Here is a 13,570-nt window from a genome sequence, read left to right on the forward strand (position 1 = left end):
GGCCGAGCGGCGCGGCCGGTCACCGCCTGGCGCGGCGCGTCCCGGGGCCGGCGCTCGCCCGCGCCGCCGCAGAAACCGTACCGGCCGACACCAACGGCGCCTGTTCGGCCAGGTGTCGCCACAACCGCGTCGCGACCGGACCGTGCGGGCGGTCGTTGCGCCGCGCGGCGACCAGTTCTTCGCGGTGGCCGGGCAAGTAGCGCCCGGCGATCGACAGCAGGCGGCCGTCGGCCAGTTCGTCCTCGATCAGGAACCGCGGCAGGTGCCCCCAGCCCAGGCCCTGCAGCACGATCTCTTTCTTCATCGCGTGGTCGGCGACGGTGCATTGCTGCGCGCCCTCGATCAGGAAGAAATCGCGCTGCGGCGAATGCCAGGCGCTGTCGCGGATCACGCACTGGGTGTAGTCGCGCAGTTGCTGCGGGCGGATCGCGCGCGACGGCGCGAACGACAGAAAGCCCGGCGCGACCACCGGCACGAACGGCACGGTGCCCAGGTCGATCCAGTCCAGGCGCGGGTCGCCTTTGTCGATGCGATGCAGGATCAGATCGGCGCGGTCGTCGAACAGGCGTTCGGCCGGGCCGCCGACCGCTTCGAAATGCAGGTGCAGGCGGGTGCCGGGCTCGGCGGCGAAAAAGCGGCCGAGCAGGCCCAGCAACGGCGGCCGCGGGCACAGGTCGCCGACCACCACGTGCAGTTCGCTTTCGGCGCCCATCGCCAACTGCGCCGCATGCGTGCGCAGGCCTTCGAACTCGCGCAACACGGCCTGGGCGCGGCGGTGCAGCGATTGCCCGGCCTCGGTCGCCCGCACCCGATAGCCGCTGCGGTCGAGCAGATCCAGGCCGAGCTGGCGTTCGAGTTTGGCCACCGCGGCGAACACCGCCGGATGCGAGCGGTGCAGGATCGCGGCCGCGGCCTGGAAACCGCCTTCGCGGATCACCGCGTCGAAGCATTGCAGGTCGTGCAGGGTGAATCCGCTCATGTCGGTTCTATCTACAAAGACTGTGCGATCTTTGTAATATCCAGACGGGTCGGCCGCAACTAGCCTTTGCTTCACAGCCAGGCCGTTGCGGGAGCCGCACGAGGCGCTCCCCAGCCATCGACACAGGAACCGACCCGTGAAAACCGAACATTCGTTCTTCACCACCGGCGACGGTGTGCGCCTGGCGTACCGCCTCGACGGCGCCGCCGACCGGCCGACGCTGGTGCTGTCCAATTCGATCGGTACCGACCTGCGCATGTGGGACGGTCAGATCGCCGAGTTGGCGCGACGTTTCCGCGTGCTGCGCTACGACGCGCGCGGCCACGGCGCTTCCGGCGTGCCGGTCGGCGCCTATTCGCTGGATCGGCTCGGCCGCGACGTGATCGAGCTGATGGACGGGCTGGGCATCGGTCGCGCGCATTTCCTCGGCCTGTCGCTGGGCGGTTTCGTCGGCCAGTGGCTGGGCGTGCACGCGCCCGAGCGCATCGATCGGCTGATCTTGGCCAACACGTCGTCGTACCTGGGGCCGGCGCCGCAGTGGGACGAGCGCATCGCTGCGGTGCGGCAGGCGCAGGACATGCGCGAAACCGCCGAGATGTTCCTGCGCAACTGGTTTCCGGCGCCGATGCTGGCGCGCAACGACGCGGCCATCGAGCCGTTCCGCGCCATGCTGCTGGCGACCGACCGCCAGGGGCTGGCCGGCAGCTATGCCGCGGTGCGCGACGCCGACCTGCGCCGCAGCATCGCCTTGATCGTCAATCCGACCCTGGTCATCGCCGGCGAGCACGATCCGGTGACCGCGGCCAGCCACAGCGAGGCGATCACCGCGACCGTGCCCGACGCCCGCCTCGCCGTGTTGCCGGCCGTGCACTTGTCCAATGTCGAATACCCGCACGAGTTTCTCGGCGAAGTGCTGAGTTTCCTGCGCGCCGCCTGAGGCCGCGCAATGGGCTCAACCGCGCGCGGCGGCGCGCGGCGCGGCGTCGGCGGCGACCGCCTGCATGCAATAGGTATTGCGTTCGCGCTTGGCGCAATACAGGGCCGCGTCGGCGGCCGCGAGCAGCTTGGCGGTCTCGACGGGCCGGTCGGCATAGGCCACGCCGATGCTGGTGGTGACGCTCAGCTCGCGTTCGCCGATCGCGATCGGCCGGCGCATGCGCTCGATCAGCTTGCGCGCCACCGCTTCGGCGGCCGAAGGCACCGCCGCATCCTCGATCAGCACTACGAACTCGTCGCCGCCCAGGCGCGCGGCGAGATCGCCGGAACGCACGCAGCCGAGCAGGCGCTGGGCGAAGCTGCGCAGCACTTCGTCGCCGGTGGCGTGGCCCAGGTTGTCGTTGATCTGCTTGAAGCGATCGATGTCCAGGTACAGCAGCGACAGCGAGGCGCCGCGATTGAGGCCGAGCACGGCCAGGTTCATGCGCTCCTCGAACTGGCGCCGGTTGGCCAGGCCGGTGAGGGCGTCGAAGCGCGCCAGGCGTTCGAGTTCCTGCCGGCTGGCCTCGAGCGCGCGTTCGGTTTCGACCCGGCGGGTGATGTCGCGCCCGGCGTAGATCGCCTCCATGCCGTTGCCGTCCTCGGCGGGGATCGCCCGCGTCACCGCTTCGATCCACACGTAGTGGCCGTTCTTGTGGCGGATGCGGTAGACCGCGGTGCGCGGCTCGCCGCTGGCGATGACCTCGGCCAGCAGGCGTTGCTGGCGTTCCAGGTCTTCCGGATGCACCAGCGATTCGCGCGAGCCGAGCATCTGCGCCGGCTCCCAGCCGAGGATGTCGCGCGCGGAAGGCGAAACGTACACGCGCTGGCCGTCGGCGCGCATGCGCACCACCACGTCGTGCGAGTAGTCGGCCAGCATGCGGTAGCGGCGCTCGCTGTCGCGCAGGCCGGTGACCAGGCGCTTGCGCTCGGCCATCGCCAGCGCGACCGGGATCGTGATCAGGCAGCCGCCGGCGATGTACAACTGCAGCAGGGCGATGCGCCCGGGCGTGTCGACGTCGGCCAGCCACAGCGGGCCGTGGCCGAGCGCGGTGGCGACGCTGCCGATCAGGGTCAGCAGGACCACGCCGACTGCGACGCCGGCGAAGCGGTGGCGGATGGCGCCCAGCAACAGCGGCGGATAAGCCAGGAACAGCAGCGGATACGACGATAGGAACACCGCCAGCGCGATCGCGGCGAGCAAGGCCATGGTCAGCAGGAACGACAGGCCGCGCCCCGGCGCAGTGAACATGCGCCGCCCTTCGCGCTGCGCGACCAGGGTGGTGGTGGCGAAAATGACCAGGCCGACCACGTGCGCCGAGAACCAGGTCAGGAATCCGGGCCAGAACGGCGCCGCGTGCAGCACGCGCATCGCCCCGGCCGCCATGAACCCGGACACCGCGCAGGCGAGCAGGGTGCTGGTGGTGGCGATGCCGCCGAGGCTGATCCAGCGCTTAGGATCGCCGACATCGGGCACGAAGCGGCGCACCACGCCGGCGAGGATCAGCGCTTCGATCAGATTGGCCGCGGCGACGACCGCGGCGCTGACCGCCTGATCGCCGACGCCCAGCCGCACCGCCAGCTCGGTCGCGGCGGCGGTGCCCAGGTACCAGGGCCAGCGCTCGGTAGGGCGCGACAGCAGCCAACCGACCAGGATGCCGTTGCCGATCCACACCGCCGACAATTCGCCGGGGCCGCGCGACAGGGCCATCGCGGCCCAGGCCGACACGCCGATCAGCAGCGCCATCAGCAGCGCGTCCCAGCCGATGCGTTTGGGTTGGATGGACGACACGGTCGCGTTGGTCGGCGCGCGCGGGACGGGCGGAGCCTGCGCCCGCGCTCGCGCATGCTCCTGCGGGGCCAGCGTTGAGCATGGCCCCGGCGGCGTGACCGGACGATCAAAGCTGGGAGGAATCGGGCCGGGCCGGGCGGCGTCCCGGCGCGGTTTTGTGATGCATTCTGCGTTTTATCAGGCCTGCGCGACGCGTTTGCCCGGGCGCGGGTAGACCGATTCCGGCGCCGTCTGCGCCATCTCGCCGATCAGTTCGCCGAAGGCCTGGGCCGCCGGGCTGCGGCCGCGTTCGCTCCAGACCAGCGAGAAATCCACTTCCGGCAGGGGCGGCAAGGCGTAGCGTTCGGCGACCAGTTGCATGCCGGGTTCGAGATCGTCGCGGGCGATGGCGGTGATCGCCAGCCCGGCCAGCGCGGCGGCGTGGATGCCTTCCTGGCTGTGCGAGGTGAACACGACATGGCCGTCGATGCCGGCCTGCTCCAGCGCCCGCATGCCGACCCGGCGATGCACGCACGGCGGCGGAAAGAACGCGAACGGCAGCGAGCCGCCGGCCGGCGGGGCGAAGTTCTCGGCGGCGACCCAGACCAATCGGGTGCGTCGCAGCAGCCGGCCCGGCGACTGCGCGCCGGCGGGGCGCTCGGCGATCAGCACGGCCAGGTCGAGTTCGTCCGCTTCCAGCAGTGCGGGCAGATCGAGGTTGGCGCTGACGCTGACCTCCAGGCGCACCTGCGGATAGGCCTGGGCGAAGCGGCTCAGCAGTTGCGGCAGGCGTTCGCGCATGAAGTTCTCCGGCGCGCCGAAGCGTACCGTGCCGGCCACCGGCGAAGGATTGAAGCGCCGGCCGAGTGCGTCCAGCGCCTGCAGGATCTGCCGGGCATGGATCAGGAACTCGCGGCCGTCCTCGCTTAGGTCGAGCTTGCGCGTGCTGCGCGACAGCAGGCGCCGGCCGACCTGCTGTTCCAGCCGGCGGATCTGGTGGCTGACCGCCGACTGGGTCAGGTGCAGGCGTTGTGCGGCGCGGGTGAAGCCGCCGGTTTCGACGACGGCGACGAAGGTGCGCAACAGGCTGGGATCGAAGTCCATGGCGGCGTATGCATGACGGCCGTTAATGGCGCGGACGAAATTAAATCATTTCTCTCATCGCCCGCGCTTGCCGACAATGGCCGCCTCCGCTGCAGCGGGACCGCCGTCCGATCCGCTTCTTCCGTCCGCCCGCCGCGGCCTCGCGCGCGGGCGCGAGCGGCCGGGCGGACGCGCCGGCGCGAACCCCGTTCCCGTTGCCCGGAGTTACTGCCATGTCGCTGTCCACCGCCGCGCCCGCGTCGCGGCCGAGTTCCCGCAATACCGTGGCGCTGGCTGCGGTCTGCCTGTCGTCGTTGATGTTCGGCCTGGAGATTTCCAGCGTACCGGTGATCCTGCCGGCGCTGGAGCGGCAGTTGCACGCCGGTTTCGGCCCACTGCAGTGGATCATGAACGCCTATACCCTGGCCTGCACCACGGTGCTGATGGCCGCGGGCACCTTCGGCGATCGCTACGGCCGCAAGCGCGTGTTCGTGCTCGGCCTGCTGGCGTTCGCCGCCACCTCGCTGGCCTGCGGCCTGGCGACCGACGCCCGGACGCTGATCGTCGCGCGCTTCTTGCAGGGCGGCAGCGGCGGAGTGATGTTGATCTGCGGCACCGCCGTGCTGGCGCATCAGTTCCGCGCCGGGCGCGAACGCGCACGCGCCTTCGCCGCCTGGGGCGTGGTGTTCGGCATCGGCCTGGGCTTCGGCCCGATCGTCGGCGGCGGCATCCTCGCCCTGGCCGATTGGCGCTGGGTGTTCCTGGTCCACGTCGGCCTGGCTGCGATCACCCTGGTGCCGCTGTGGCGTGGCGTGGAGGAAGCGCGCGATCCGCACGCGGGCCGGCTCGATGCGGCCGGCATCGCGACCTTGTCGGCGGGCGTGTTCGGCCTGACCTGGTGCCTGATCCAGGGGCCGGCGGCCGGCTTCGCCAGCGCCACGGTGCTGGCGGTCGCGGCGGCGGCGCTGGTGGCCTTGATCGCCTTCGTGCGCATCGAGACCGCGCATGCGCATCCGATGTTCGATTTCCGCGTGTTCCGGCTGCGCGATTTTTCCGGAGCGATGGTCGGCGCGGTGGCGATGAACATCAGCTTCTGGCCGTTCATCGTCTACCTGCCGATCTATTTCCACGGCGTGCTCGGTTACGACGCGGTCGCCGCCGGCGCGCTGTTGCTGGCCTACACCTTGCCGACCCTGGTCATGCCGCCGCTGGCCGAACGGCTGAGCCTGCGTTTTCATCCCGGTTGGACGGTCAGCGCGGGGCTGTTCGCGATCGGCGCCGGGTTCCTGGCGATGCGCTACGGCGGCCGCACCGCCGACCCGGGCTGGGCGCAGTTGCTGCCGGGCCTGTTGTTGGCCGGCACCGGCCTGGGCATGACCAACACGCCGGTGACCAACACCACCACCGCCGCGGTGCCGAGCGAGCGCGCCGGCATGGCCACCGGCATGGACATGAGCGCACGCTTCATCAGCCTGACGGTCAACATCGCGGCGATGGGGCTGATTCTGCTCGCCGGCATCGGCACGCACCTGCGCGAGCGCTACGGCGCGGTCGTCCCCGCGGCCGCCGAGCGCATCGCGGCCGGCGATCTGAACGCGCTCGGCGCCGACGCTGCCGCGCGGCAGGCGGCGCGCGCGGCGCTCGCGCACGGTTTCGACCTGGTCATGCTGTACGGCGGCATCGGCGTTTGGCTGTTGGCCGCATTAGGCCTGGCGATTTTCAGTCCGCGCCGGATCGCGGTGCGGCTGGCCGATTCGTGAGCGGTTCTCGCCGAGCGCGCGGCGCCCGCAGTCGCGTGTGTTGCAGGCCGGTTACGGCCTGCAACATCGCCGCGGCGGCGGCTCAGGAGTACTGGCAGTTGATCGAGACGTTGACGAACCAGTTCGGATGGATGAAACGCATGCTGTGGACCTGATAGCCGAACAGCACCGTGCCGCCGTTGGTCTGACAGATCGAGATCGCCTGGTTGACCGCGATCACCGTGGCGGTGGTGCTGTCGGCCCAGAAGCCGCTGCCGTACACCTGTTCGATGCGCGCCGCCGAAGCGGACGAGCTGTAGGCCGTGCCGATGGCCAGCACCAGCATCGCGCTGCGCGACATCTTCTTGATTGCCGATTGCATTGCCGACTCCATTCGTAAGGCCGCCGGATCGGCGGCCGCTCACCTTGGCCGGCGCAGCGTCGCGTGCGCAAGCGAAAACGTCGGCGATGCGCGGAACTGGGATGCGCCGCGCCGGCGCAGCCGATGCGGTGTCGCAACTCGAAACCGAGACTTCGCGCAGGGCCTGAGATCGGATCAGCCCGACCGCGGATCGAACGCCTCCTCGCGCGCTCGACGGCTGGCGCGCTGCCAGGCCGCCAGGGCGATGGCATAGGCTTCGTCCCACGGCACCGGGCTGGCGCCGGCGAGGCGGCGATAGCGCGCATGCAGTTCGTCGTGCAGCTCGGCGGGAGCGCGGCCGCCGCTGCGCAGGCAGGCGTCGAGGCCGAGCTTGACCGCCGCTTCGACGTCCTCGAACGCGCGTGCCTCGCGCAGCGGCAGTTGCTCGCAATGCCGGCGCCAATGCCCCAGCTCGGCGTCCAGGTCGATCGAGTCGATCGGCCCGATCGCAATCTGCGGAAGAAGGTACGCCATGGTCATGAAACTTCCCCGATGGACGTGGCAGGGTAACGGCGATGCGTGCGGACGCGCCGGCCCTGCATGAAGCCGCTGAACCTAGAGGCGCCCGAGTCGCTCCGACGTGAAGAACGCGCGGCCGGCCGATGGCGCACCGGGCCGCCGTATCCCCACCGCGTGCGCCCACTCCGCGAGGCCGCCATGCAGATTCCGACGCCGATGACCTTCTCCCGTTCCTGGCCGCCGCTGACCGCGATCTGGGTCGGCGCGCCGTGGGTGATCGGCATGCGCCTGTGGGCCATGTCGATGGCGGACTGTCCGCCGTCGCCGCGCGACCGGCGCGAATGGCAGCGCATGCTGGACGAGAAATGGGCGGCGTTCGGCCTGGCGTGGTGGGCGATGTCGACCCAGTGGTGGCGGATGCAACTGGATGCATGGTCGACACCGCCCGCGGCGGCGGCTTGGCGCGACCCGGCGCGGGCCTGGACCGGCGCCTGGCGCGAAGGCGACCGCTGGATCGCGGCCGGGCTGCGCCCGGTGGCGCGCGCGGTGACGCAGAACCGGCGTCGATTGGCGCGCCGGTCGCCCTGAGCTGGCTCCCCGCAATTACGACCGGCTGGCTCCCCGGCGCGAACCCGGCGCCGGGCACACTGCGCTTCCCTTTCCTGCGCCGAGACCGCCATGCCTTCGCCCGCCGCCGTGCTGCCGCCGACCGACCTGCCGCGCGAAATTTCGCCACGGGATGCGCTGCCGCGCCGTCGCGTGCGCGTGCTCGACAGCGAAATCAGCTATGTCGACGTCGGCGAAGGTGCGCCGGTCGTGCTGCTGCACGGCAATCCGACCTCGTCCTATCTGTGGCGCAACGTCATTCCGCATTTGAGCGGGCTCGGCCGTTGCCTGGCGCCGGACCTGGTCGGCATGGGCGCATCGGCGCCGATGCCGGGCGGCGGCTATCGCTTCTTCGACCACGTACGCTATCTCGACGCTTGGTTCGAGGCCCTGGACCTGCGCACCGACGTGGTCCTGGTGCTGCACGACTGGGGCTCGGCGCTGGGCTTCCATTACGCCTGCCGCCATCCCGAGCGGATCGCCGCGATCGCCTACATGGAAGCGCTGGTGCAGCCGCGCCTGTGGAGCGACTTCGCTCACGGTCGCGATGCGCTGTTCCGCGCCATGCGTTCGGAGCAGGGCGAGCGCATGGTGCTGGACGAGAATTTCTTCATCGAGACCGTGCTGCCCAAGAGCATCCTGCGCACGCTCGATCCGGCGGAGATGCAGGCCTACCGGGCGCCGTTCGCAAGCCACCAGTCGCGCGCGCCAACCCTGGCGTTCCCGCGCGAGCTGCCGATCGAGGGCGAGCCGGCCGATGTCGCCGCTGCGGTCGAGGCCTATGGGCAGTGGCTGGCGCACAGCGCGTTGCCGAAGCTGTTCGTCAATGTCGAGCCCGGCGCCCTGTTGACCGGCCGCGCGCGCGAGTTCTGCCGCGGCTGGCCGAACCAGCGCGAAGTCACGGTCGCCGGCGTGCATTACCCGCAGGAGGATTCGCCGCACCAGATCGGCCGCGCGCTGCGCGAATTCGTCGCCGGGTTGCGCGACTGAGCGCGCTCGGCGAAAGCGGAAGACGAGCGGAAAGCGAACGGCGTTTGCATGTGTGCTGAAACGCGCACTACATGCGACGAACGGCCGGGCGGCCTCGAATCGGCGGTTGGCACGAATTTTGTGACGGATATCAAGTATCGGTCGCCATCGTGGCGGTCGGTCTTCCCCCATCCGCCATGAGGTACCCGTGAATCTGACTCCGCCGAGCTTCCCGACCTTCTTCCTGTCCCTGCTCGCCGGCGGCGCCGGCATCGCCGCCAAGCTCGGCTATCTGCCGCTGGCGGGCTTCGCTTTCTGGCTGGTCGCGCTGGGCTTCGTGCTGTTGTTGTTCGGCACGTTGTTCCGCGGTCTGTAAACCGCGTCCGATGCGCCCGCGGCGCGGCCGGCTCCGGTCGCGCCGCGGGCGGATTTGCGCTGCGTCCGCCGCGCCGGTGCGCGCGGTCGCGCCGGGTATGCGCGCCCGGTTGCGTTTCCGACCGGTGGTCGGTCCGCCAGTCCGCCGGGCGCGGGAACTAGTCCTTGCGTCACGGAATTGGCCCCAGGCTTCGACCAAAGTGCTATTCCCCAAGGCGGATCCCGTCGGAGTAGCACCGATGACCACGATCCCATTCAGGCTGCCGCGCAAGGCGCCTGCCAGCGACCTCGGCTACTGGGCCATCGCATATCACACCGCGTCGTTCCATCGCGCCGGAGTGAGTTTCCGCGACTACGGCCCGGCCCTGTATCTGGGCGTCGCCGTCTTCAACGAACATCCCGAATATTGTTTCGACGACCCGCGCCTCAACCTGGAACGGCGTTACCGCGAAGTGCGCGGCAACTCGTGCCTGGACTGGGCGCAGGCCAAGCCGGCCGCGCGCGCGGCCTGGGAACGCGCCCAGGCGCAAGCGCTGGCGGCGCAGATCGGCCCGGCGGAAAACCTGCGCCTGTGCGCGCACGCCTGAGCTCCGACCCAAGGTCGTCGTAGCCGTATAGCGAACCGGCCGGTGCCGGCGGGCACTGCGCGGGGCGCCGTAACACGACATATGGCGCAAGTGTCCGTCGGCCAGGCCTATGCGCCTGGGCCGACTCCGGCGACGCAATCGAACCATCGCACCGACGCACGACGGAGCCGAACGGTTCCGTCGTTTTTTCTGCGCGCCCGGGATGGCGGGGCGGCGCGAACCGGAGCGGGGTAAGCCGCGACCGTCCGAAGCGGCGGACGATCACGCGCGCAACCGAAGTTGCGAATCGTCCGATGCCGTCGGAAGCGCGGGCGTCCTTTCCGGGAGGGGGCGATCGCGCTGGCGAGCCTGGCTTCGGTGGGGCGCCGCTTACCCCGCTCCTGCAAGCGCCGTGCCTTGCGCAAAATCGCCCGTTCGAGCGCTCCGATGCCGGTGTTGAAGGAAATTTTCAGCAGCGGGCGCGAGAAAAACGGCGTCGAGAACATTGATGTCATCGGCGCTTTCTCACGACCCGTGAGCGCCGCTCGGGCGGACGCGTTTGCGATGTGCGGCGCAGAACGCAGTGCGTGACATCGTTGTCGCGCGCGATAGTGCGTCGACTGTGCCGACTATCCACCATGGCGCGATCGCGCTTATGAAAAAAGGTTCTTTTCTTACCCGTCTCCGCCACGCCTAGGCTCGGCCGCCGCGTGGTCGGTGCTCGAACGAGCGCCCGTCGCGCAACGCGCGTCCGCATCCGCGGAGGCGTCCCAACCGACGGAGGAGACCGTAATGAAGAATTGGCTGATGGTCGGCGTGTTGGCCCTGGCGGGCTTGTTGTGCGGCAGCGCGCAGGCGGTGGTGGTGGGCGGCATCGTCAGCACCGACGCGCGCTGGCCCGAAGCGGTGGGCGGTTACGACCGGCTGAGCTTCTACGATCAGGTCAATCACGATGGCGGCAGCCGTTCGAACTACTTCTGGGCGAACCAGTTCTGGTTCGTCGGCGGCGACGGCGGCTACATCGGCCTGCAGAATCGCTCCGGACAGCGCTGGCTCAACTTCTCGATCTGGCTCGCCAGCGGCTGGGACCCGGCCAGCCGCGCCAGCTGCGGCCATTTCAGCCATGAAGGCAGCGGCGTGCAGTGCCAGATCAAATGGAACTGGAAGACCGGGCACAAGTATCGGCTCGATATCGTGCGCGCCTCGAACCGGGTCAGCGGCGTGGTCACCGACCTGATGAGCGGCGAGAGCATCACGGTGGCCACGATCCTGATCCCGACCGCATGGAGCGGGCTCAAGAACCGCTCGGTCAGCTTCGTCGAGGAATACAGCCAGGGCAGCAACCAGCTCGCCTCGTGCAGCGTGATCGGCGCCCAGTCTTCGGTGTTCTACCTGCCGGTGGCCAACGGCCACCTGCCGGCGACGTCGCAGACCACGCAGACTTACGGCAACTGCAACGACCGCAACATCGCCCACGCCGCCTGCGACGCCGGCGGCAAATGCATCACTATCGTCAGCGATCTGGGCGGGTTCGCTTCGCCGGGCGAATAATGCGTTGCGGCCGCTTTTGCGGTCGCGGGAATTTGGGATTCGGGATCGGCAGGGCGGTCGCCGCTGCCCCTTGCGATGACGGCCGCTGGAGAGGCCGCAGCGGCCGTCGTCGATAGCGTTCGCGGCCACCGATCCGCATCGTCGCAAGCATCCGGCGCAGTGCGCCGGACGTCGACCTCAGTGCTGCAGGGCGAACTCGATGAAGCCCAGCACTTCGCCGGCGCGCGGCTGCAGGCGGCGCACCTGCAGCGCGCTGGCGGCCAGCGGCAGCGACGCGCCCGGAACGAGGCGGTGGCTGGCGATCTTGTCGGCCTCGACCAGGTCGCGCGGATAACGCTTGGGCCAGACTTCGACCGTGGCGCCGTCGCGATCGACCTCGACGATGCGAACGGCGTCGTCGCCGACGTCGAGTTCGCCGCCTTCCACCAGGGTTAGGGCGTCGGCCGCGGGCGCGCCGATGCCGGCGGCGGAGAATTCGGCCAGCGAGACGTTGGCGCGCGTGCCGTCGCCGCCGACGTCCTGCAGGCGCAGGAAACCGCCGGCGACCGGGAAGATGTCCGAGCGCTTGAGCTTGAGCTTGCCCAGCCAGCGCTTGTCGGCCGGATTCCAGACGTCCAGTCGCACGTCGTGGCCGTCGAACACGTTGACCAGGCCGAGCTTGGCCTGCTCGTGGGACGCGGTGCGGCCCTGGATGATCTGGATACTGTCGCTCATGGAGGCTCCTGCCTGGGCAGCGGTGGGGGGCGCCGGCTCGGCGGCGCAGGACAGCAGGGTCAGGCTCAGCAACAGGCCCGCGCCGGCTTGCGAGAATCGGCCGTTCATCGCGTCATTCGTCTGCAGTGAGGCCACGAAACAAGGCTTGCGCATGTAAACACCCGGACGCCGAACGCGCAAGCCGCAACGGTTGCGGCTTGCGCGGTGTGAACGGCGATGGCGGACGCGCTTAGCGGGTCGGCGTGGAGTTCACTTCGTGGTAGAGCTTCTGATAGTCCGAGTAGGGCATGTCGACGTCGCTGTGGCCCCAGGGATTGTCGAGCTTGATGCGGGTGGTGCCGTCGCCGTCGACGTAGATGTCCTCGACCCGGTAGGCATGGCCGCCGACCGCGCCGTACTGCTGGGCGAGCTTGTTCTGCTCGTCGCTCCAGTCGCCGGCGGTCCAGGCGACCACGGCCTCGCCGTTCTCGAGCTTCTCGTTCAGGTCGCCGGCGCTGTACTCGGACGGCGATTCGGTGCTGGAGTCGCGGCCGAGGATGGCTTCCTGGACCTTGGCCGGATTTTCGCCGTCGTCGTAGGTCTTGTAGCCGTCGCCGGTGAACTGGCCGTAGGCCTTCTCGATGATCGCCGGCCACACTTCGCCCTGGCCGTCCTTGCCCATGTCGCCGATGTCGGCGGCATCGCCGTCGAACGGACCGGAGACGGTGACTTCCTTCTTGTCCCAGCCCGAGCCGAAGCCGAGGAAGCCGTTGTCGTATTCCTTGAAGGTGACGGTGTAGGTGCCGTCGCCGTTGTCGCGGATCATGTTCTTGATCACGTCGGGGTTCTGCGCCGCGATCGACTTGATCGTCGACAGCACCGCGCAGCTGCCGTAGCCGTCCTGGTTGACGTCGTTGGCGTCGATCGGATTGGCGTCGCCTTCGCCCTGGACGAACGGCGTCTCGGTCTTGTTCGCTTCGGCCGCCTTTTCGCGGTCGATTTCCGCGGGCAGGTTGATCGGGCGGAAGGCGTACAGGTTGGCGCTGTTCAGTTCCATGGTTCGCTCCGGCGCGGCAATGCGATGGGGGATGGCGTGCAGACTAGGCGCCGCGGCGAAGCGACATAACTAGGGCGTGCCCCAGGACTGGGGCACGCCCTAGGGGGCGCTGGATTCGCGCCTGCACGGCGTCTCGCGCCGCCGCAGCGGCGCGTGTCGTTGCCGGACGTTGCCGCGAGCGCGCGCAGACAGGGATCGGCCTCGGCGGGCGGACCGGCGCAGCGAGTCGCGACGCTGTGACCGACTTCGCCGTTCGCGAGCGAGCCTACGGCCGGCGCGCCGCGACCGGCGGCGCCCGCGCGCGCGCCGCGGCGTGGGTCCGGGCC

15 protein-coding genes are annotated in these 13,570 nt (G+C 69.8%); 8 read left to right on the forward strand and 7 right to left on the reverse strand.

All coding sequences use genetic code 11. The features are described from left to right. Positions 1-19: 19 nt before the first annotated feature. Positions 20-979: a LysR family transcriptional regulator gene (locus tag TX83_RS17250; RefSeq protein ID WP_064749217.1), complete on the reverse strand. Its 960-nt coding sequence runs from the start codon at positions 977-979 to the stop codon at positions 20-22. A 136-nt stretch (positions 980-1,115) separates the two neighbouring features. Between TX83_RS17250 and pcaD the strand changes: the two genes are divergently transcribed. Continuing rightward, positions 1,116-1,916, forward strand: coding sequence for a 3-oxoadipate enol-lactonase (pcaD, locus tag TX83_RS17255; RefSeq protein WP_064749218.1), 801 nt, complete (start codon positions 1,116-1,118; stop codon positions 1,914-1,916). 15 nt (positions 1,917-1,931) lie between these two features. Here the strand turns inward: pcaD and TX83_RS17260 are convergent, their stop codons facing one another. Further along, positions 1,932-3,746, reverse strand: coding sequence for a diguanylate cyclase domain-containing protein (locus TX83_RS17260; protein ID WP_095179434.1), 1,815 nt, complete (start codon positions 3,744-3,746; stop codon positions 1,932-1,934). 177 nt (positions 3,747-3,923) lie between these two features. Continuing rightward, positions 3,924-4,829 carry a LysR family transcriptional regulator gene (locus tag TX83_RS17265; RefSeq protein ID WP_064749220.1) on the reverse strand — a complete coding sequence of 302 codons (906 nt, stop codon included), beginning with the start codon at positions 4,827-4,829 and terminating at the stop codon, positions 3,924-3,926. Between the two features lie 212 nt (positions 4,830-5,041). Between TX83_RS17265 and TX83_RS17270 the strand changes: the two genes are divergently transcribed. Beyond that, positions 5,042-6,568, forward strand: coding sequence for an MFS transporter (locus tag TX83_RS17270; RefSeq protein ID WP_064749221.1), 1,527 nt, complete (start codon positions 5,042-5,044; stop codon positions 6,566-6,568). A gap of 82 nt (positions 6,569-6,650) precedes the next feature. Here the strand turns inward: TX83_RS17270 and TX83_RS17275 are convergent, their stop codons facing one another. After that, entirely contained in the window at positions 6,651-6,929 is a 279-nt protein-coding gene (locus TX83_RS17275; protein ID WP_064749222.1) for a hypothetical protein, read from the reverse strand. A gap of 174 nt (positions 6,930-7,103) precedes the next feature. Next, positions 7,104-7,442 (reverse strand): hypothetical protein, encoded by a 339-nt coding sequence (locus TX83_RS17280; RefSeq protein WP_141233549.1) that lies wholly within the window; start codon positions 7,440-7,442, stop codon positions 7,104-7,106. Positions 7,443-7,625: 183 nt separating this feature from the next. On the opposite strand from TX83_RS17280, the gene TX83_RS17285 reads away from it, so the two are divergent. From TX83_RS17285 to TX83_RS17300, 6 genes are all read left to right on the forward strand, one after another. Then, positions 7,626-8,015 carry a hypothetical protein gene (locus TX83_RS17285; RefSeq protein ID WP_064749224.1) on the forward strand — a complete coding sequence of 130 codons (390 nt, stop codon included), beginning with the start codon at positions 7,626-7,628 and terminating at the stop codon, positions 8,013-8,015. 90 nt (positions 8,016-8,105) lie between these two features. Further along, positions 8,106-9,023 carry a haloalkane dehalogenase gene (locus TX83_RS17290; protein ID WP_064749225.1) on the forward strand — a complete coding sequence of 306 codons (918 nt, stop codon included), beginning with the start codon at positions 8,106-8,108 and terminating at the stop codon, positions 9,021-9,023. 187 nt (positions 9,024-9,210) lie between these two features. Further along, positions 9,211-9,378, forward strand: a complete 168-nt coding sequence (locus TX83_RS23455; protein WP_186442632.1) for a hypothetical protein — start codon at positions 9,211-9,213, stop codon at positions 9,376-9,378. A gap of 238 nt (positions 9,379-9,616) precedes the next feature. Continuing rightward, a complete protein-coding gene (locus TX83_RS17295; protein WP_064749226.1) occupies positions 9,617-9,964 on the forward strand; it encodes a hypothetical protein in 348 nt (115 codons plus the stop codon). 426 nt (positions 9,965-10,390) lie between these two features. Beyond that, positions 10,391-10,534: a hypothetical protein gene (locus tag TX83_RS23460; RefSeq protein WP_186442633.1), complete on the forward strand. Its 144-nt coding sequence runs from the start codon at positions 10,391-10,393 to the stop codon at positions 10,532-10,534. A gap of 201 nt (positions 10,535-10,735) precedes the next feature. Continuing rightward, complete coding sequence (locus tag TX83_RS17300) at positions 10,736-11,494, forward strand: DUF3472 domain-containing protein (protein ID WP_064749227.1); 759 nt, start codon at positions 10,736-10,738, stop codon at positions 11,492-11,494. A 177-nt stretch (positions 11,495-11,671) separates the two neighbouring features. On the opposite strand, the gene TX83_RS17305 is transcribed toward TX83_RS17300, so the two are convergent. Both TX83_RS17305 and TX83_RS17310 read right to left on the reverse strand, forming a co-directional pair. Continuing rightward, entirely contained in the window at positions 11,672-12,208 is a 537-nt protein-coding gene (locus TX83_RS17305; protein ID WP_141233550.1) for a hypothetical protein, read from the reverse strand. Between the two features lie 229 nt (positions 12,209-12,437). Next, on the reverse strand, positions 12,438-13,244 hold the full coding sequence (locus TX83_RS17310; RefSeq protein WP_064749229.1) for a C2 family cysteine protease: 807 nt from the start codon (positions 13,242-13,244) through the stop codon (positions 12,438-12,440). Between the last annotated feature and the right edge of the window lie 326 nt (positions 13,245-13,570).

Origin of the sequence: Lysobacter antibioticus HS124, from assembly GCF_000336385.2 — a bacterium.
Classification (GTDB): domain Bacteria; phylum Pseudomonadota; class Gammaproteobacteria; order Xanthomonadales; family Xanthomonadaceae; genus Lysobacter; species Lysobacter firmicutimachus.